The organism is Commensalibacter intestini A911 (assembly GCF_000231445.1).
Classification (GTDB): domain Bacteria; phylum Pseudomonadota; class Alphaproteobacteria; order Acetobacterales; family Acetobacteraceae; genus Commensalibacter; species Commensalibacter intestini.
Genome location: NZ_AGFR01000003.1, coordinates 695,144 through 714,379, shown reverse-complemented (window position 1 = coordinate 714,379; position 19,236 = coordinate 695,144). Strand labels below are relative to the sequence as shown.

The 19,236-nt window shown below is 36.9% G+C and carries 19 protein-coding genes and 1 tRNA gene; 3 read left to right on the top strand and 17 right to left on the bottom strand.

All coding sequences use genetic code 11. From position 1 onward, the window contains the following. Positions 1-29: 29 nt before the first annotated feature. On the top strand, positions 30-1,019 hold the full coding sequence (gene hemB, locus CIN_RS03640; RefSeq protein ID WP_008853705.1) for a porphobilinogen synthase: 990 nt from the start codon (positions 30-32) through the stop codon (positions 1,017-1,019). Positions 1,020-1,061: 42 nt separating this feature from the next. Here hemB and CIN_RS03635 read toward each other — a convergent pair whose 3' ends face one another. The 15 genes from CIN_RS03635 to CIN_RS03570 form a co-directional block, all read right to left on the bottom strand. Then, positions 1,062-1,790, bottom strand: a complete 729-nt coding sequence (locus CIN_RS03635; protein ID WP_008853704.1) for a pirin family protein — start codon at positions 1,788-1,790, stop codon at positions 1,062-1,064. Between the two features lie 129 nt (positions 1,791-1,919). Further along, positions 1,920-2,570, bottom strand: a complete 651-nt coding sequence (locus CIN_RS12140; RefSeq protein ID WP_083813314.1) for a class I adenylate-forming enzyme family protein — start codon at positions 2,568-2,570, stop codon at positions 1,920-1,922. Beyond that, on the bottom strand, positions 2,516-3,367 hold the full coding sequence (locus tag CIN_RS11320; RefSeq protein ID WP_170314025.1) for an AMP-binding protein: 852 nt from the start codon (positions 3,365-3,367) through the stop codon (positions 2,516-2,518). The genes CIN_RS12140 and CIN_RS11320 overlap by 55 nt, the downstream gene beginning before the upstream one ends. Before the next feature lie 59 nt (positions 3,368-3,426). Further along, on the bottom strand, positions 3,427-4,275 hold the full coding sequence (locus tag CIN_RS03625; RefSeq protein WP_211475702.1) for an SDR family NAD(P)-dependent oxidoreductase: 849 nt from the start codon (positions 4,273-4,275) through the stop codon (positions 3,427-3,429). An 83-nt stretch (positions 4,276-4,358) separates the two neighbouring features. Next, positions 4,359-6,563: a DNA topoisomerase IV subunit A gene (parC, locus tag CIN_RS03620; RefSeq protein ID WP_008853700.1), complete on the bottom strand. Its 2,205-nt coding sequence runs from the start codon at positions 6,561-6,563 to the stop codon at positions 4,359-4,361. A gap of 33 nt (positions 6,564-6,596) precedes the next feature. After that, positions 6,597-7,388, bottom strand: coding sequence for an MBL fold metallo-hydrolase (locus CIN_RS03615; RefSeq protein ID WP_008853699.1), 792 nt, complete (start codon positions 7,386-7,388; stop codon positions 6,597-6,599). A 2-nt stretch (positions 7,389-7,390) separates the two neighbouring features. After that, positions 7,391-8,179 (bottom strand): TatD family hydrolase, encoded by a 789-nt coding sequence (locus CIN_RS03610; protein ID WP_040363748.1) that lies wholly within the window; start codon positions 8,177-8,179, stop codon positions 7,391-7,393. A gap of 5 nt (positions 8,180-8,184) precedes the next feature. Further along, complete coding sequence (metG, locus tag CIN_RS03605) at positions 8,185-9,720, bottom strand: methionine--tRNA ligase (protein ID WP_040363747.1); 1,536 nt, start codon at positions 9,718-9,720, stop codon at positions 8,185-8,187. Continuing rightward, positions 9,717-10,670, bottom strand: a complete 954-nt coding sequence (locus CIN_RS03600; RefSeq protein ID WP_008853696.1) for a DNA polymerase III subunit delta' — start codon at positions 10,668-10,670, stop codon at positions 9,717-9,719. The genes metG and CIN_RS03600 overlap by 4 nt, the downstream gene beginning before the upstream one ends. Then, on the bottom strand, positions 10,670-11,305 hold the full coding sequence (tmk, locus tag CIN_RS03595) for a dTMP kinase (protein ID WP_008853695.1): 636 nt from the start codon (positions 11,303-11,305) through the stop codon (positions 10,670-10,672). The genes CIN_RS03600 and tmk overlap by 1 nt, the downstream gene beginning before the upstream one ends. 86 nt (positions 11,306-11,391) lie before the next feature. Next, positions 11,392-12,624: a D-alanyl-D-alanine carboxypeptidase family protein gene (locus CIN_RS03590; RefSeq protein WP_008853694.1), complete on the bottom strand. Its 1,233-nt coding sequence runs from the start codon at positions 12,622-12,624 to the stop codon at positions 11,392-11,394. Positions 12,625-12,637: 13 nt separating this feature from the next. Next, positions 12,638-13,480, bottom strand: coding sequence for a septal ring lytic transglycosylase RlpA family protein (locus tag CIN_RS03585; protein ID WP_170314024.1), 843 nt, complete (start codon positions 13,478-13,480; stop codon positions 12,638-12,640). A gap of 128 nt (positions 13,481-13,608) precedes the next feature. Beyond that, the gene (locus CIN_RS03580) at positions 13,609-14,604 is read right to left on the bottom strand and encodes a lytic murein transglycosylase (RefSeq protein WP_008853692.1); all 996 of its coding nucleotides are present in this window, start codon (positions 14,602-14,604) and stop codon (positions 13,609-13,611) included. 183 nt (positions 14,605-14,787) lie between these two features. Continuing rightward, positions 14,788-16,182 (bottom strand): DUF2130 domain-containing protein, encoded by a 1,395-nt coding sequence (locus tag CIN_RS03575; RefSeq protein WP_008853691.1) that lies wholly within the window; start codon positions 16,180-16,182, stop codon positions 14,788-14,790. Positions 16,183-16,364: 182 nt separating this feature from the next. Then, entirely contained in the window at positions 16,365-16,790 is a 426-nt protein-coding gene (locus tag CIN_RS03570) for a tetratricopeptide repeat protein (RefSeq protein WP_050798325.1), read from the bottom strand. A gap of 117 nt (positions 16,791-16,907) precedes the next feature. Here CIN_RS03570 and CIN_RS03565 point away from each other — a divergent pair, with 117 nt between their 5' ends. After that, positions 16,908-17,444, top strand: a complete 537-nt coding sequence (locus tag CIN_RS03565; RefSeq protein ID WP_008853689.1) for a cytochrome b — start codon at positions 16,908-16,910, stop codon at positions 17,442-17,444. A 24-nt stretch (positions 17,445-17,468) separates the two neighbouring features. On the opposite strand, the gene CIN_RS03560 is transcribed toward CIN_RS03565, so the two are convergent. Then, a tRNA-Val gene (locus CIN_RS03560) sits at positions 17,469-17,543 on the bottom strand. A gap of 117 nt (positions 17,544-17,660) precedes the next feature. Here CIN_RS03560 and CIN_RS03555 point away from each other — a divergent pair. Beyond that, on the top strand, positions 17,661-18,542 hold the full coding sequence (locus tag CIN_RS03555; protein ID WP_050798324.1) for an N-formylglutamate amidohydrolase: 882 nt from the start codon (positions 17,661-17,663) through the stop codon (positions 18,540-18,542). 20 nt (positions 18,543-18,562) lie between these two features. Here CIN_RS03555 and CIN_RS03550 read toward each other — a convergent pair whose 3' ends face one another. Then, positions 18,563-19,189, bottom strand: coding sequence for a hypothetical protein (locus CIN_RS03550; RefSeq protein WP_008853687.1), 627 nt, complete (start codon positions 19,187-19,189; stop codon positions 18,563-18,565). Positions 19,190-19,236: the final 47 nt, after the last annotated feature.

The following is a 19,236-nucleotide window of genomic DNA, read 5'->3' as shown; positions in this document are numbered from 1 at the left end:
TAATGAACAAATTGACTAGGGACAGAAATATGATTGGCAATTTTCCACTGACTCGTATGAGACGTAATCGTTTAAATCAAACAACACGTCGATTGGTTGCTGAAAATAAACTCAGCGTTGACGATTTGATTTGGCCGATCTTTATCGTAGAAGGACAAAACGTAGAAACAGAAGTTTCTTCAATGCCTGGTGCAAAGCGTGTTTCTGTGGATCGTCTTGGGGCATATATCGAGCCTGCAGCTAAATTAGACATTCCTGCCTTAGCGTTATTTCCTGTGACTTCAAAAGAAAAACGTGATCCAACAGGAACAGAATCTTATAATCCAGATAACTTAATCTGTCGTGCCGCACGGGAATTAAAAAAACAATTTCCAGAAATGTTATTAATTGGAGATGTAGCCTTAGACCCCTATACCAGTCACGGACATGACGGCATTGTCAAAGATGGCTATGTTGTGAATGATGAAACGGTAGAAGTCTTAATCAAACAATCCATTAATCAAGCAAATGCAGGAATCGATATTATTGCACCATCAGACATGATGGATGGTCGTATTGGCTCTATCCGCCAAGCATTAGATAACGATGGATTAATTGATACACAGCTGATGTCTTATGCTGCTAAATATGCCAGTGTTTATTACGGGCCTTTTAGAGATGCTTTGGAATCAGGTGGTTTATTAAAGGGCGATAAAAAAACTTATCAAATGGATCCTGCCAATCGTGGTGAAGCCTTGGCAGAAGTCGAGCTAGACATCAAAGAAGGTGCTGATTCTATTATTATTAAACCAGGAATGCCTTACCTTGATATTATTCGCTCTGTGCGTGATAAATTCGATATTCCAATCGTGAGTTATCAAGTTTCTGGAGAATATGCCATGTTAATGGGTGCTATTCAAAATGGCTTCCTTCAACGAGATGCAACTATTCTAGAAACATTACTGTGTTTTAAACGTGCTGGCGCAAATGCTATTATGACCTATTTTGCATTAGAAGCTGCAAAGCTCTTGAAAGAATAGGAAAACTCACCCCTTATATGTTTCATTATAAGGGGTTTATTATTATATTTTAGGATAATTCGTCTCTACAGGGCGCATATCAAACAGTAATATTTCAGCCTCCTGACCATAGCTAAAAGTTAGCTGTTGTTCATCACGAATACGCGCTCCATCTCCTGCTTGAAAAACAAGATTGTTTACGGTTAAACTTCCTTTCGCAACGTGAAGATAAACATATCGATTTTCAGGAATAGTAAAGATTGCTTGTTCCTTGTCATTAAATAACCCTGAATATATCCGAATATCCTGACGAATATGAAGAGAATTATCTGCACCATCAGGAGAAATAATCAATTTTAGCTTACCTTTCTTTTCATCCTGTGAAATGAATTGTTGTTGATAGGTTGGCTCGCTATTTTCTTCGTTAGGCATAATCCATATTTGCAAAGAGTGTGTCGACTGCGTATCTAAAGGGTTAAATTCACTATGCGTAATTCCAGATCCTGCACTCATGAGTTGAATATCTCCAACTTTAATAACAGATCCATTTCCCATAGAGTCTTTATGTTCTAATGCCCCGTCTAGAATATACGTAAAGATCTCCATATTTTTATGAGGATGTGTTCCAAAACCCCTGCCTGGTGCAATTTGATCGTCATTAATCACCAAAAGATCAGAAAAACCAATTTGTTCTGGATCCCAATAGCGGGCAAAAGAAAACGTATGATATGCTTGTAACCAGCCATGATCTGCATATCCACGATCTTGAGATAACCTTTGTTCAATCATCATATTTCCATATCGTTATTTATATATAATAACGTATATATAGTCATACAAAAGCATCCGATATAAGAGCAGATCGAGTTAAAACAGTTTTAACCTACTCACGTATAATCTAATTATTTAAAATATCTTTAATCATACTAATTGTAATAATTTTTTCTTATCTGGCTTTCCAATAACCGTCATCGGAACTTCATCAATCATTATGATTTTTTTAGGCATTTGATAACGAGCCACTTTTGTTGTTAACCAATCATGCACTCCCTCTTCAAATAAAATTTGATTGGGTTCTAATACAATAAAAGCAACTAACCTTTGGCCAAATTCTATATCGGAAACAAACGTAACAAATGCCTCTATAATCAAAGGATGTTCTAATAAAACTTGTTCTAAACTTAATGGATAAACATTTTCACCACCGGAGACAATCATATCATCAACACGTCCGTGTAAATAATAATATCCATTAACATCTTTAGATGCCAAATCCCCCGTTGCAATCCATGCTTTGCCTTTAACAGACCAAGCACATTTTATATATAACTCCCCAACACCCTGAGTAATCACTTGTCCGTTTTTTACGATCTGCGCCTTTAATCCTGGAATGGGTTTTCCTATTGTCTTTGAACATTTTATTAGATCATCCGGAGCTGCAATCATACAAACGCCAGCCTCTGATGTACCATACAAACTAAATAAAATAGTTCCTAATGATCTTAGCGTCTCAGTCACTAAAGTCTCTGAAATAGCTGCTCCCCCAGTAATAATACATTGTAAGGAACGCAACTTATGATGATCATCCTCAACATTCTACTTAACATTAAAGGAACCAAAGTCACTACTTGTACTTGATGGCTTTCCAACAAATCACAAGCTTCATGAACATTGAATTTCTTTTTTAAATATCCCGTTGCCCCCAATATTACCGCCATACATAATGTAGCCATACCAAACCCATGATAAATTGGCGTTGCAATATAAATAGTTTGGTACCGATATAAATTTAACTGAGTAAGCAACTGATAAAAAGGGATTAGAAAATTACCAACTTTAGAAGATCGCTCTGCACTTTTAAAATTGCCAGTAGAACCACTCGTTAGTACAATAATTTTAGAAAAATGTTTTACTTTTCGATTTTGATGAAACGGACAAATCTTTTCTTGTAATAAAGATTTAATCGATACTAAAGAAGGATGTTCCATCAAAATGCTTTTTTCTAAAGGCACACAGTTAATCTCAGGATCATGAATAACCCATTTAAATTGATGTTGCTCATTTAAACGCTGAAACTGTACAGCCGATATTTCTGCATTTAATAAGTAAATATCAGCTCCTAATACAGACAGTGCAAATAAACTATGAACTAAAAATAAATGATTATATGCAATCACAGCTATTTTTTGATGCTGTCGAATACCATAAAGACGACTTAGCTGATCAGCTAAATGCTGAGATTGTAAGTAAAGATCTCGATAAGTAATATGAGCCGTATCGTCCTGAAAAGCTATTCTATTGGGATATAATTTTTGAGCCACATAAAGAAGTGCCATTAAATTCATTCCAACGGCATTGATACTCTTCATTAAATACCAGACACCTTTAAATGTTAGTAATTTAATATGATAAAGCGCTTTAATCCCTCTCATGATTTCTTTTTCTTTAAATAAAACTGCATTAATTTTAACCAAGGCGTCGCAAAAAGAACAGATGAGAGTTGCCCAAGTAGCGCCCACCAAGGTTTATAATATTCTTTTTGATCGATCATTAGCTGGCAAATATGATCCGCAGCCTGCTGCCGAGACATCGTTGGAGCATGCCTATATACTGCTGTAGGCTCGATCATTCTTGTTTTTACTAATGGTAAATAAGCGGTTGAAACCTTAATGTCATTAATCAATAACTCTGCCTGTGCACAACGCAACCATTGATCAAAAGCAGCTTTCGATGCCTGATAAGCGGCCCAATAAGCCGTCGGAGCCAACAAAACATTCACTGCGGAAATATTAATAAAATGCCCTTTATTGCTTTGCAATTGAGGTATTAAAGCTAAACACAATTTCACTGGTGAGAAATAATTTAACTGCATCGTCCCTTGAAAATCATGATAACGATCTAATGATTTCATAATAGGACGACAAATAGATTTTCCTGCGTTATTAATTACAATATCAATAGAGTAGTTCTGTAAATATATTATTAATTGATCGAGTTGGAATTCATCGGATAAATTAGCAGAAAATATATAAATAGTTGCAGGTTTATTAAGTAATTCCTGTTGGATTTGTTGAAGTTTTTCCGTTGTTCTCGCAACAAGAATTAGGTGACAATCAATTTCTGATAATTGATGGCAAAGCTGTTCTCCAATTCCAAAACTGCCGCCTGTAATTAGAATGGTTTTATTTTGTAATTTTTGCGTTAATAAAGTCTTGTTTATTTTAACGCTTGGAAACAAAATACGCTCTATAATGCTCATCAAATCATTCTTATCCATCAAATAAAAATCTAGAATTACATAGATAGCGTCAAACATAGAAAAGAAGTATTATTCATTTTCTATGTTTGCTTATTTAAAAATTATCCTCTTAACCAATTAGGAGATTTTTTCCCAACACCTGCACGGTTTCCCACAAAATCTTTTAGCTCCTCAAAACTTCTTTTTCGACTTTTATCAGAGATCAACAACCCATCTTCAGCAGAGAAAATGGCTACAATTTTAGGTTTCCCTTTTCCTAATTTTTGTAGAATAACCCCTGCACCTTTTTTAAGCTCTGGAATTTGATCTAATGGGAAAATTAAGAATTTTCCAACAGTGTTCGCAATGGCAAGGTGATCTCCTTTTACAGAAAGACAGTAAATTGCTTTTTCATCATCTTTCAGATTTAGTATCTGCTTCCCTATCTTACGATCTGTGGACAGATTATTGCCTTCAGTAATAAACCCACGTCCACCATCAGAGACTAACAAATATTTCTTTGCATCATCCAAAATAAACAGAGACAAAATTGATGCATCATTTGAAAGATCCATCAATAACCGAACAGGTTGCCCATCACCTCGACCTCTGGGCAGGTCTGTTGCTTTTAGGTTAAAGCTTTTTCCATCACTACTGAAAATACAAAGACGATCATTACTTTGACACTCCAACGCTCTTTGGAATTGATCGCCTTCTTTAAATTTTTGGGTAGATAAATCAAGGTTGTGCCCTCTTAGCGCTTTGATCCATCCTTTTTGAGATAAAATAACCGTAAGCGGTTCACGTTCTACCTCTTCCAAAACCTCAACAACATCAACAACTTTAGGTGCACCAGAAATCAACGTACGACGTTGTCCCAAAGGACCAGAACCAAACTGTTTATGCCCTTCTTTCAGTTCTTGCGTGATTTTCTTCCAACATAAAGATTCATCATTTAATAAAGCATCAAGCGCTTGTCTCTCTGCTGAAAGTTCATCATATTCATGACGAATAGCTTCTTCTTCCAAGCGACGTAAACTTCTTAAACGCATATTAAGAATAGATTCAGCTTGCAAATCCGTAAGTTTAAAGGTCTCTATTAAGACAGATTTAACTTCATCTTCCTCACGAATAATCCGAATAACTTCATCTAAATTCAGATAGACCGCCAATTGCCCTTGTAAGATTTCTAAACGACGATCCAGAACACTTAAACGATGCTGACTACGTCTGACCAACACAACATAACGATGATCTAGCCAAGCACGTAAAATATCTTTTAATCCCATAACCTTAGGAACAGCTTTGGAATCTAAAACGTTCATATTATATGAAAAACGTCCTTCTAAAGGTGTCGCTTTAAATAAAGATTCCATGAGAACTTCAGGTTCAATCGTACGGTTTTTAGGTTCCAATACCAAGCGAACCTCATCCGTACTTTCATCGCGAATATCAGCCAGTAAATTAAGCTTTTTTTGTTCCATCAAAGATGCAATCTGCTCAATCAACTTGGATTTTTGTACTTGATAAGGGATTTCAGTCACAACCACTTGCCATGTACCAAAACGTCCTTGCTCAACTTCCCAACGGGCTCTTAATCGTAAGGAGCCTCGTCCTGTTTCATAAGTTTGTAAGATCAACTCTTGATCTTCAACAAGCTCTCCCCCTGTAGGGAAGTCTGGCCCTTGAACAAATTGTAATAAGTCTTTTGTCGTTGCTTGCGGATGTTTAATTAAATATGAAGCCGCAGAATAAAGCTCTCCAGCATTATGAGGTGGAATATTGGTTGCCATCCCCACCGCAATCCCACTGGCACCATTAGCCAGCAAATTTGGGAAAGCTCCTGGTAAAACGATAGGTTCCTCTTCTTCCCCATCATAAGTATCACGAAAATCAACTGCACCTTCATCAATACCTTCGAGTAAAGCTTGCGTAATCATAGTCATACGAGATTCCGTATAACGCATGGCTGCAGCATTATCTCCATCGATAGAGCCAAAATTGCCTTGCCCTTCAACCAATGGATAGCGAACAGCAAAGTCCTGAGCTAAACGAACCAAGGCTTCGTAAACAGACGCATCCCCATGAGGGTGATATTTACCAATCACATCCCCCACAATACGCGCACATTTCTTAAAACCAGACTTAGGATCCAGCTTTAATTGACGCATGGCAAAGACAAGACGACGATGAACAGGTTTCAACCCATCCCTAACATCTGGTAAAGATCGGGACATAATGGTTGATAATGCATAAGCCAAATAGCGTTCGCTCAACGCGCTTGCTAGAGGGGTCTCTTTGACTAGGCCTTCTGTATCAATCGTCATTTTAATGTAACTCTTGCGCTTAATAGTTTTATTTTAAGAGGAAAAAACAGTTAATCCATCATAGGCAACATCAACACCATCAGGAAGATGATGATTAAGCCATCCCCAATCCATATCAGGCCCCATATGGGTTAAAATTGTTTTTCCAGGTTTGATCTTTTCTCGCCATTCCAACACTTTGTCAACCCATGCATGTGCAGGATGAGGTTGCCGTTGAAAACATCCCACGATCCAAGTCTCTACCCCAGATAGGATATCCAATCCATCCTGATAAATCTCCATCACATCCGTACAATATGCAACAGAGCCACAACGAATACCAAGCGTCTTCCCAAAGCCATGACATTGTTCAAACGTTTGAACGGTTTCTTCTGCAACCGTGAATACATCACCATATTGCACAATATTGACTTTTAACGCAGGACGGAAAAAATGCGGTGCCGTTGACCAAGGTTTAAACGCATATGTAAAACGGCTTTTAATTTCTTCTAAAGTATCAAACGTCCCATAAATGGGAATAGGCTTCCCAATCATACGATTAATAGAACGAAGTTCATCTAACCCAGCAATATGATCCGCATGGGCATGCGTATAAATTACAGCATCTAATTTACTGATTTTTTCGCGAAGTAATTGTTCCCGAATATCAGGGCCCGTATCAATGATAATACGTTTTCGTTGATTGGTTTCAATCACTACAGAAGAACGTGTTCGACGGTTTTTAGGTTCCAAAGGATCACAAACACCCCAATAACCATTGCCATCTTCCCCACCAACCATAGGAACACCACCTGAACCACTACATCCTAAAAACGTGATTTTCATGTTTAGGTAGCCTTTGTAAAAAGACGATGAAAATTCTCAGTCGTCTGGTTAGTAAAATCACCCTCTGACATTCCAATTAGCTCAGCCACATATCGCGCAGTATGCGCAACAAAAGCAGGCTCATTTTGTTTCCCTCGATGAGGAACTGGTGCCAAATAAGGAGAGTCTGTTTCTACTAAAATACGGTCTACTGGTAATTGCACAATCACATCTCGTAGCTCTTGAGCTTTTTTAAAAGTCACAATACCAGAAATACTAATATATCCCCCCAAAGCCAATGCTGCTTGTGCCAAAGACAAACTAGACGTAAAGCAATGAATTAAAAAAGGAAAGCTTCCTCCCTTTTCCGTTTCTTCTTGTAAAATCCGTGCAATATCATCATCTGCATCACGCGCATGAATACAAAGAGGCAACTGCGTCTTTTGTGCCGCTTGAATATGAGCACGAAAAAATTCTTGTTGCTTAGTAAAGACATGGGGCTCACCATAAAAATAATCAAGCCCAGTTTCTCCAATACCAATAACATCTGGATGCTCGGTCAACGCCGAGATTTCATCAGACGTTGCAAAAACTTCATCTTTTACATACTCAGGATGCGTTCCAACCGTGCACCATATTTTTAAATTAGATTTCGCTAATGTTGTAATATGCTTTTGTTTATCTGCTTTGGAAATACGTGTACCAATCGTTACAAGCTCGCCTAAACCAGCCTCCACAGCATGATCCAACAGTGTTGTAATTTCCTCGTCGGTAAAAAAATCAAGATGGCAATGGGAGTCAACTAAAAGCATTCGGATTATTCAGCCTCTACAAATCTTGGGAAAATACCTGAAGGCGCAGGAAGCTCACGACCAGCTGGCATTGCGACCTCTAAATCAGCGAGTTGACGTTCTGTTTCAGAAACACCCAATTGATTTAATAATTTATCCATTGAATCCGGCATAAAAGGCTGCAAACACGTTGCAATAATACGCAAAGTATCCACCAACACACGCAATACAACAGCCATACGTTCTGGATCAGTCTTTTTCAACGCCCAAGGTGCTTGCTGATCAATATAAGCATTAGAAGCACGAATGATCTTCCAAACCGTTTCTAAAGACTCATGCAGTGCTTGACGATCCATTTGTTCACGCAATAAAGCTGGTAACAAAATTGCTTTGGAAAGTAACGCCTCATCATCTTGATTTCGTTGACCAATTTCTGGTAATTGACCACCGCAATTACGCATCACTTGAGATAATGTGCGTTGTGCCAAATTTCCTAAATCATTGGCTAATTCGCTATTCATACGATTAATCAAAGACTGTCGGCTATAATCACCATCTCCACCAAAAGGAACTTCACGTAATAAGAAGAAACGAACAGGGTCTAGTCCAAACTCTTCAACTAATTTTAAAGGTTCAATGACATTACCAACAGATTTACTCATTTTTTCACCCTCAACAGTCCACCAACCATGAGAGTAAATACGTTTAGGAGGCTCTAAATCTGCAGCCATCAAAAATGCTGGCCAATAAAGCGCATGAAAACGAGCAATTTCTTTTCCTACCAAATGTAAATCCGCAGGCCAGAAACGCCATAAATCAGAGCTTTCTATACTTGGATATCCCAACGCAGAAATATAATTGGTCAAGGCATCAAACCACACATACATCACATGATCATCATCACCAGGAACAGGAACACCCCACTTAAAGCTGGTACGACTGATCGATAAATCACGCAATCCAGACTTAATGAAACTTACAATTTCATTCTTACGGCTTTCTGGGCCAATAAACTGAGGATGTTTTTCATAAAATTCTAGTAATTTATCTTGCCAAGCAGAGAGCTTAAAGAAATAAGAAGGCTCTTTTAACCATTTAACCTCTGCACCTGTTGGAGCGATTTTACGACCATCTGGAGTGGTTGTTAATTCATCTTCACCATAATAACATTCATCACGCAAAGAATACCAACCTTCATAAGCACCTAAATAAATATGGCCTGCATCCGCAATTTTTTTCCATAAATCTTGGCAGCTCTTAATATGGCGCACTTCCGTTGTGCGAATAAAATCATTATAAGATACATTGAGCTTATCAGCCATATTACGAAATTGTGCAGAAACCATTGTCGCAAAATTTTGTGCTGTTTCCCCTTTATCTTGTGCAGCTTGCTCTACTTTTTGTCCATGCTCATCCGTGCCTGTTAAAAAGAATACATCATATCCATCAAGGCGTTTAAAGCGTGCCAAAACATCCGCAGCAATAGAAGTATAAGCGTGACCAACGTGTGGAGCCCCATTCACATAGTAAATCGGGGTAGTAATCATATAATGAGGTTTCATAGTTCACTTACAAGGTTAAATTCAGAAATTAATGTTTGTTTCTTATCTAGATTAAAAGATTCTGCTTCTTTATGCCACTTTAAAAGTTTTTGCCATATTTCAATCCATTCTGGAACGGGCCGCATAGGATAACCGAATTCTGTTTTTTGTGCTTTGGCTGCTTGTCGAATACGCGCAGAAATCGCATCTGTTAATAAAATCAAGAAAATAGAAAATCCATTTTCCTTTTGTAAAATTAAATCGACTTGTTGATAAATCTCTTTTCCCTTTACTGGATAGGTCAATAAATTTTCTACAATCTCTTTTATATTTAAATGTCCACTTTCTAATAATTGCAATGCTTTTCCCAAAGAGCCCTCAGCAAGCGCAATCACTTTACCTCGATCCCCTTGGGATAGCTTTGGATCTAACACTGACAAACCTTGTGCCATTTCATCATCAGACAAACCATGCAATGTCATTTTACGACAGCGACTTAAAATCGTTGGTAATAAACGATTAGGATGAGTGGTAATTAAAAATAATAATGCACCTTTAGGAGGCTCTTCTAATAATTTTAATAAACTATTCGCTGCATTGCGATTCATTAAGTCTGCATCTTCAATGACAACAATTCGCCATCCGCCTTCTGCTGGCGTTAACCGTAGGAATTCTCCTACAGACTTGATATCCTCCATCAAAATTTCAGAACGTAGACGGTTCTTTTTTTCATCTAAGCGACGTGCAACTACCAATAAGTCTGCATGACTTCCAGCTTTAATACGACTGACTGCAGCAGGATTAGTCCCCAAAATCAAACGCACTAAATGATAGACGAAAGTCGCTTTCCCAATACCCTCTTCACCATTAACCAACCAAGCATGATGCAACTTATCTTGAGCAATCGCTTGTTGAAAATAAGCATACTCTTTTTGATGGCCCCATAAATGATCATTCTCTCTGGGTATCATTACTTTAATTCAAATAGTTTTTGAGAAACAAGTTCATAAACATCTTGATGCACACTATCCACATCTCTATGCCCATTTACAGGGATACAACGATCAGGACAATCTGCCATAATTTGCTGAAATCCATCGAGGACACGATAATGAAATGTCTCATCAAGCTGTTCATAGCGATCAACTCTTCCTTGGCGAGCATGGCAACGTGCTCTCATCACATCATAAGGTGCTTCAAACATTAATGTCAAATTGGGTTGTAATTCAACAAGGTTAGAAAGGGTTTGAATATACTGTAAAAGCTGAGGATCTCCCTTACCTAGGCCATAACCTTGATAAGCAAGAGTAGAGTCAATATAACGATCACAAATGACAACACACCCTTGATTTAATGCAGGCTTCATCACCTGATCAATATGATCACAACGCGCTGCAAAATGTGCCATAATTTCAGAACGTAAAGAAAGAGAATGACCACCAAAAAGCAACAACTCTCTAATAGCCTCAGCCCCTTTTGTTCCACCAGGCTCTCTGGTTAATAAAACTTTTCGACCATCTCGTTCAAAAGCTTCATATAAACGTTGGGCCTGTGTGGATTTACCAGCACCTTCTCCACCCTCGAAAGTGATCATATATCCTGTCATAACCGTATAATATCTTTCCTAAATAATATTAAAATGAAAGATAAAAACAGGAAAAAACTCGCCCTTACCTTTCATACATGAAAGAATTATATTTTTCTTCCGAAGTGATAACCAATATTTTTAAAGGTTCTTGAAATCATTCCTGATTTGGGCACAGATTCACCTGCAACAACAGGAACTTGAATCGCTTGTCCACCATTTTGTATAGATAAAGAAGCCTGTACTGGTTGTCCCTTTGTAATCGGTGCTGCAATAGGTGCATTATAATCTAATGCCACTTGCATTTTATTCCTCCACCCAACAGGCAGAGTCATAACCAAATCTTCACCTGCAACCAATGGCACCGTTGGAGAGGTTCCCATCCATACAGGTGCAGTTTCAATTACTTCCCCTTTGTTAAATAACTTAACATTTTCAAACTGATTGAAAGCCCATTGCAACAAACGTTCACTTTCATGAGCACGCTCGTTCATCGAAGACATACCATTTACCACCATAATTACACGGCGACCATTTCGCTCCGAACTCGCACAAAGACCATATCCACCAGCCGCAGTATGTCCTGTTTTAAGACCGTCAGCCAAGCCTTTATCAACCAAAACATTACGATTGCCTTGAGTAATATGGTTAAAAGTAAATTCTTTTTCGGAAAAGAAGTGATAATATTCTGGATAATCATGAATAAGATGATACGCAATCAACGCGATATCATGTGCTGACATTAAATGATTGTCATCTGGCCATCCCGTACAATTCATAAAATGCGTATGTTTAAGCCCTAATTTAGGCGCCCAATCATTCATAATCGCAACAAATTGTTGTTCTGATCCTGCGATGCCTTCAGCCAAAACAATACAAGCATCATTCCCCGACTGAATGATCACCCCTTGAATGAGATCCTGCACAGAAACTTGTCCATTCAAAGGAACAAACATTTTTGAACCTTGCATTCTCCATGCATTTTCACTGACTGGTAACATCTGATCTAACTTGATACGACCAGTACGCAACATTGCAAATACAATGTAACATGTCATAATCTTCGTCAATGAAGAAGGATGCATTGGTTGATCAGCCAATTTATCCATCAAAACAGCGCCTGTATTATAATCCATAATAAAAGCATATTGTGCACTGGTTGCAAAAGGGCCAATAGGCGTAATCGCTGGAGGGCCACTTGGAGCCACAGCTTGTTGTGCTGGGGAAACTACAGCTTTTTTACGTTGACTACGTTTTGCCTCAGCAGGAGAAGCGCTCATAACAGCCAAAGAAACAGCAAGGCCACTAGCACCTGTTAATAATGATCTACGAGTTTGCACGCTTATTCTATTCCTATTCAACGATAATTTTGGCACCCTTTATGCCAGATTGTAACAAAGAATCCAAATTCTGATCTGCTTGCTCTATCGTCGCATAAGGGCCAGAACGAACTCTAATAACACGTCGTCCACCAACGTAAGTCGTTACTAAACGTCCGCCCATCCTTGCAGCTAGACGATTAGCATAAATACTTGACGTAAAAGAACCACCATCAATCCATAATTGTCCACCAGTCGCAGCACCTTGTTGATAAACCGCAGGCAATTCTTCCAAAGGCACCAATGCTTGTACACTATTTGTTGGAGGTTGTTCAAGAGGTTGCGTTTGAGAATTTGAAGGTTGAGGAGAACCATCTAAATTCTCAACCTTAATCGTTCCCAAAGGAGCTGTATTTACTTGCATTTGTGTCTGAGGACCACCTGGCATTTTAAATGCCAAATCCTGACTTCGTTGCTCATCTTCTATAATTTCTACTTTAGCCGTAGAATTCTTAGATAATCCCAATAAGCTTGCTGCCTTTGGTGTTAATTCAAGCACTCTATCCGCAGTCGATACGGGTCGATCATTCAATCGAATGGTAATTTCCCTACCATTATCTAAATTACGAACATGAACAATCGAGGGTAATTGCAATGTTGTATGCGCACCCGTCATCGATTGAGGATTATAAATTTCACCATCAACAGTTACTTGTCGTGATTTTTTAGAAGAAACAACAGCAATACCTGTGCCTTTATAAGCAAAATTCTCTTCTGGATATAACCAGCGATCCCCCAGTTGATAGGGTTGCCCTATTTCATAATGAGGCTTCACTTGTGCCAAATTTGAATCATCTTCTTTAGAACAAGAAGACAATACAAGCGCCAAGAACACAAAACTATAGGTTTTTATTATCGAGTAATTCACAGCATTTACAGCCATTCAAAAAAATAAAATTATTTTTAGCTATTACGCTTCTCTTTCTAAAAAAACAACTTTATTTATTAACCAACAGCATCTCCAAGCAATCCTACTGCTAAAGCATAATAATCAGAAGGGTTATAACGACGAATAACATTAAAGTTATGATACACCATAAAGGCTTGCCCACCTTCACCATCAGGTCTAATAACTGCCCCTTGAATAGAACTGTTTGAGAAATTGCTTCCGTTTTTACGACGCACTCCCAAAGCTTGCCATTGACCAAGTGTTTTTACATTTTTACGGCCAATTTGAGTTTGAGATAAATTCCCTTGAATAGTAACCTCTTGCCCCCAAGGTTCAGAAGCCTTCCAGCCACATTTTGCTAAGTAATTTGCAATAGAAGCTAATACATCGGGAACATTTGTCCAAATATTTCTTTGCCCTGTGCCAGAAAAATCAACCGCATATTGTAAATAAGCACTTGGCATAAATTGAGGTTGCCCCATTGCCCCAGCATAACTGCCTAACATTTGTGCAGGTGCAATATCACGATTATCTAAAATCTTTAACGCTTTCATCAATTCTGATTTAAAGAACTTCGCTCTACGCCCCTCAAAAGCAAGCGTTGCAAGCGAATCAATCACATTAAATTTCCCCGTATGCTTTCCATACGCAGATTCAATTCCCCAAATTCCTAAAACAATTCGTGGATCTACCTGATATTGAGACCAAATCTTTGACAAAACGTTTTGTAAAGAACGATAAGAGGACTTTCCTTGGCTAATCTTGGTTGGAGAAATCACTTTTTGATAATATTGAGCCCAAGTCATCGTAAATTCAGGCTGCTTACGATCTAATTGAATGACTTTTGCATTGGGTACAGACCAATCCAAAGCTTGCTTCATAATCGAAGCATTAAAGCCTTGTTGCACAGCTTGCTGATAAGTTTGTTTTAAGAACGCTTGGTATCCAGCTGGACTTTGAGCAGCCGCTTTATTTAGCAATGAATCAGACAGGATTACAGATGTTGTAACTGCTGTTCCTGCACCAATTAAAAATTTACGACGCTCTATCATTCTGTATCCTTACGCTTTAGTATTTTAAAATAACGATAATAATCACATTAATCGTATCTATTGCTCATAGCAAGATACAGTGACAATAAACATCCCTCTTTGCAAATGATTTATATAATCAAAAGTCGTTAAACTTTTACAACCAACACGCTTATCAGAAATTATCAGTATAATTTATTTACTTTAACTATCTTTTTCTAAATCAAGAAATTTCTCTTTCATTGTTGGATTATTACGTGTTAGTTTTTTAATTGTTACATCTTGAGCCTTATCATTGGCTAAACGGAGATTTCTGTCCGCTCCTAGTAAAGCATCTTTTGTTTTCGTAAGGTGATTAATTGACTTATCTATCTCTTCAATAGCGGTTTGAAAACGACTAGATGCAAGATTGTAATTTTTTGCAAAAGCATTTTTAAATATATCAAGATCATTTTCAAAATTAGTAATATCTATATTTTGCGCTTTCATCAGCGCTAATTCAGTTTTGTATTCAAGAGATTTTAATGCTGCATTTCTTAAAAGTGTAATGATTTGGATAAAAAACTGAGGTCTTATCACATACATTTTTGGATAACGATAGGATACATCGACTATTCCTGTATTATAAAAATCATTTTCAGGCTCTAACAATGATACTAAAATTGCATATTCACATTTTTTCTCATTTCTATCTTTATCCAACTCTTTAAAGAAATCCTCATTCTTTTTTTTCGTCGCAGTCTGATCATTTTCATTCTTCATTTCAAACATGATAGAAATGATTTCAGTGCCACTATCATTCACATCTCGAAAAATATAGTCACCTTTACTGCCTGTGCGAATATCATTATCTTTTTCAAAATAGGCTTTTGGAAACGCTGTAACACGAATACGATTAAACTCAATTTCACAATGCTGCTCTAATGTTTCCCCAACCATCTTTGTCGATAAACGCGTCTTCATATCTCGTAAGCGCTCTATGACCTCATCACGATCAGCAAGTTGTCTTTTAAAAATATCTTCCAAATTCTTTTCAGAAAGTTTTTTTTCTATTTCGCTTTTTTCTAAATTATTTTTTAATTCATCACATTGCTTCTGAACGGAACTGATTGCTTCTTTGACTTCAAACTGTTTAACCCGTTCATGCTCATCTAGCCGAGCTTTTAAAGCTTGTATTTCTTTATCTTTCTCCGTGACGACATTCTTGACCTCATTTAAAAGCGTAACTTCGGCTAATTTAGTCTCTGCTTGTTGCTGCTTTTGTAATTGTTCAAGACTATTTTTAAACGCATCACGTTCTTTTTCTACGATACTTACAGCCTCTATCACTGCAATTTTTCTGTGATTATGTTCCGTTTCAAGAGAAGCCTTGAGTTTTTGTATCTCTACATCCTTATCAGCAAAGTCTTTTTGTAATTTATTTGTCACTTGTGAACATGCCAGCTCAATCGCTTTTTCTTTCTCTTGTTGAGCTAGCTCTAGACGTTCATGTAATTGGTTGTCGAAATCACGATCACGGACTTGCTTTAAAATATCTGCATATCCAGCCTCATCAATCTTAAACGCTTTATGACAACTTGGACAAATAATTTCATGCATATCAGAACAACCTTACAATAACGGTATGAAAGAAATAATCAGAATAAGATTAAATGTGAGAAAACAAATTGAATACAGTATTTTCTCTCTCTTGTTGAATTTATATTATCAGGAACTTTACGCTTCCACATTATTCAGAGTTTTATTTTATCTCATTGAAAAATATTTTTACCAAAGCCGTATTATTTATTAGAACTCTCATTAAATAAATCAGGTCGAGATAATGTTGAGGTTTTTATTAAATTTATATTCATTTTAGCAGCCTCATTTCCTTGATTGGCAGCTAAAGTGAAATATTTTAGCGCTTGAGAGTAATCTTGAGACACTCCTTGACCGTCTCTATACATTACACCTAAATTATATTGAGCATTTGCATAACCTTGATCAGCAGCTTTTGTGAAACATTTTAGCGCCTGAGAGTAGTCTTGAGACACTCCATTTCCTGTATAATACATTCCAGCAAGAGTTAATTGAGCCTTGAGATCACCAGCCTCAGCACGCTGTTCGATTGCTGCAATACTAGGTTGATTAGTATCAACAGCAAAAGAGTGATATGGGATACATATCAAGACAAAATTAACTAAAAAGGCATATTTCAATATTTTCATTGCAGTAATCTATGTATGATGTTTACGAAGATAAAATAATATAGACTTTTTGATCAAAATCATAAAGTCTTTGATTTTTATATGACGATTACACCCCTTTGTTGAGATTTAAATCATATGCAAACATCATATACACTGACAGCCAAGATTTTACATTGGCTGATGGCTGCAATTTTTATTTTTGTTTGGTACGTGGGATTCTATACCAATCACTTTATCGCATCAGATACAGATCCATCCATACCTACACTGATCGGATTGCATAAAAATATTGCAACAACCATCATTTTTCTATTCTGCATTCGCCTATTCTGGCGTTATACGCACCCAGCGCCAGAATTACCCGATACGATGTCCAAAAGCATGAAAAGAATAGCTCATATTGCACATATTCTTTTATATGTTGTCTTAATCGCAATGCCAATCACTGGATGTTTGTTCAGTTGGAGCGCCAATCATCACGTCCCTGTTTTATATCTATTTAATTTACCTGATTTAATCCAAGCTAATCCAAAATTAGAAGATATCGTTGCACCAATCCATATTTATTTATCATGGATCGTCGCCATTATGATCGTTGGACATATTGCAGCAGCATTAAAACACCGTTTTATCGACAAAGATAACGTATTGAAAAGTATGATGTTTAAATAATATAAGGGGATTTTTAAGCTTCGATGGTGGGTGTAACAGGGATTGAACCTGTGACCCCTACCATGTCAAGGTAGTGCTCTCCCGCTGAGCTATACACCCATCTTAGCTAATAAATGTTTAATAGCGATGTTCTGTCAAAAGTGCAAGTAGCCAAAGTGAAAAAAATGAAATATTTTATAAGATTATTTTACTTATTTATTTGATATGAACGCCACAATGTCACTTTTTGATTTAATAACCCATTCATTTTCCTCACCTTTTGTCATTAAAGCACCACAAAGCACTTTTTCCTACCCTATTTTAATCAGTTCTCCACATTCAGGAATGCAATATGACCATCAACTCCTTTCCTCATGCAGGCTCTCATTAGATGAATTACGAAAAAGCGAAGATAGTTACGTTCATCAATTATTAGAACAAAGCCCATATCACGGCGTTACTTTTTTACAAGCTTGCCTTCCTCGGATTTTCTGTGATCTTAACCGAGAAGCATGGGAGCTCGATCCTGATATTTTCAAAGAACCATTACCTGACTGGTGTAATACAAAGAGCCCTCAAGTCAAAAGAGGTATGGGAACCATTCATAAAATCAGTAGTAGTGGAAAACAAATCCATAAATATTACTTATCTTTTTCTCAGATAAAACAACGTATTGAAACTTATTGGTTTTCCTATCACCAACAAATAGAATCATTTATCCAAACAAACTATGAGCAATATGGAGGGTGTATTCTATTAGACATTCACTCTATGCCTTCTATGCCAAAACGTAGTCCCTATTATACAGACATTGTTTTAGGAGATGGGTTTTCACAGACCTGCTCTCCTTTTTTGATCAATAATAGTCAGAAATTCTTTGCCGAAAAAGGCTTAAAGGTCAGCAAAAACATCCCTTATGCAGGTGGATATATCACACGACATTATGGAAACCCTCGTCACAATATTCATGTCATGCAAATCGAGATAAATAAAAGCCTTTATATAAACGAAGATAATTTTGAGCAACATGAAGGTTTTTCAAAATTACAATCTATATTAATCGAGTATATCCAATGGGTTTGCTTACAAAGCTCTAATATTTTAAAATCAACAAGTTAATATTTTAATAAAAAATCACATCATTGATGAGCATCTGTTTCTTTATAACATTTTATTTCAGCATATGGAAATATTGTATAGAGTTTAGGATATACTTTATATACATCATATACATCACAAGTGATTTTATTCTTCAGTTTCCATAGTTTAAAATCGCCTGGTACAGTGAGGTCATAATTCTGACTGGATGCCAGCATCAACGATGAACTTATACCTGTAACCCCCCATGCATCAATTTCCTTTAAAAATCCATCTTCTCTTTTTGCTTCTAAAAACTCCGATGGATGAAACAAAGCCCATTGATAAAACTTCGAATATGGATAAAGTTTATGTGAAATATAACCCGCTATTGGAGCAAATATGATGAACAATATTGATATTAACAAACTCCGAACGGATTTGTTTTCCTTAAATTTATCAAAAACAACAGCAGAAGACGCAAAAAATAGGCAGAGAAAAATAAAAGGACCAAACGAGAAAACAGTGAAATCGTTTGAAGATCCAAAATAGATACAAACTATCAAAAACAAAATAGAAAGAAAAATATCAGAGTGTCTGAACCTTGTTCCAACAACAAAGAATATAATAACTGCTGGCACAATAGCGATTATAGCGATTAAAGACATTGTAATTACTAAAAAAACCATATTGAGCCTTGTTGCAAATAAACTATTCAGTTGTGAATATATAAAAG

What these genes read in the sequence shown, in the direction of transcription:
- hemB (WP_008853705.1), top strand. Translation starts at nt 30, where the DNA reads ATGATTGGCAATTTTCCACTGACTCGTATGAGACGTAATCGTTTAAAT.
- CIN_RS03635 (WP_008853704.1), bottom strand. Translation starts at nt 1,790, where the DNA reads ATGATGATTGAACAAAGGTTATCTCAAGATCGTGGATATGCAGATCAT.
- CIN_RS11320 (WP_170314025.1), bottom strand. Translation starts at nt 3,367, where the DNA reads ATGAAGAGTATCAATGCCGTTGGAATGAATTTAATGGCACTTCTTTAT.
- CIN_RS03625 (WP_211475702.1), bottom strand. Translation starts at nt 4,275, where the DNA reads ATGGATAAGAATGATTTGATGAGCATTATAGAGCGTATTTTGTTTCCA.
- parC (WP_008853700.1), bottom strand. Translation starts at nt 6,563, where the DNA reads ATGACGATTGATACAGAAGGCCTAGTCAAAGAGACCCCTCTAGCAAGC.
- CIN_RS03615 (WP_008853699.1), bottom strand. Translation starts at nt 7,388, where the DNA reads ATGAAAATCACGTTTTTAGGATGTAGTGGTTCAGGTGGTGTTCCTATG.
- CIN_RS03610 (WP_040363748.1), bottom strand. Translation starts at nt 8,179, where the DNA reads ATGCTTTTAGTTGACTCCCATTGCCATCTTGATTTTTTTACCGACGAG.
- metG (WP_040363747.1), bottom strand. Translation starts at nt 9,720, where the DNA reads ATGAAACCTCATTATATGATTACTACCCCGATTTACTATGTGAATGGG.
- CIN_RS03600 (WP_008853696.1), bottom strand. Translation starts at nt 10,670, where the DNA reads ATGATACCCAGAGAGAATGATCATTTATGGGGCCATCAAAAAGAGTAT.
- tmk (WP_008853695.1), bottom strand. Translation starts at nt 11,305, where the DNA reads ATGACAGGATATATGATCACTTTCGAGGGTGGAGAAGGTGCTGGTAAA.
- CIN_RS03580 (WP_008853692.1), bottom strand. Translation starts at nt 14,604, where the DNA reads ATGATAGAGCGTCGTAAATTTTTAATTGGTGCAGGAACAGCAGTTACA.
- CIN_RS03575 (WP_008853691.1), bottom strand. Translation starts at nt 16,182, where the DNA reads ATGCATGAAATTATTTGTCCAAGTTGTCATAAAGCGTTTAAGATTGAT.
- CIN_RS03570 (WP_050798325.1), bottom strand. Translation starts at nt 16,790, where the DNA reads ATGAAAATATTGAAATATGCCTTTTTAGTTAATTTTGTCTTGATATGT.
- CIN_RS03565 (WP_008853689.1), top strand. Translation starts at nt 16,908, where the DNA reads ATGCAAACATCATATACACTGACAGCCAAGATTTTACATTGGCTGATG.
- CIN_RS03555 (WP_050798324.1), top strand. Translation starts at nt 17,661, where the DNA reads ATGTCACTTTTTGATTTAATAACCCATTCATTTTCCTCACCTTTTGTC.
- CIN_RS03550 (WP_008853687.1), bottom strand. Translation starts at nt 19,189, where the DNA reads ATGGTTTTTTTAGTAATTACAATGTCTTTAATCGCTATAATCGCTATT.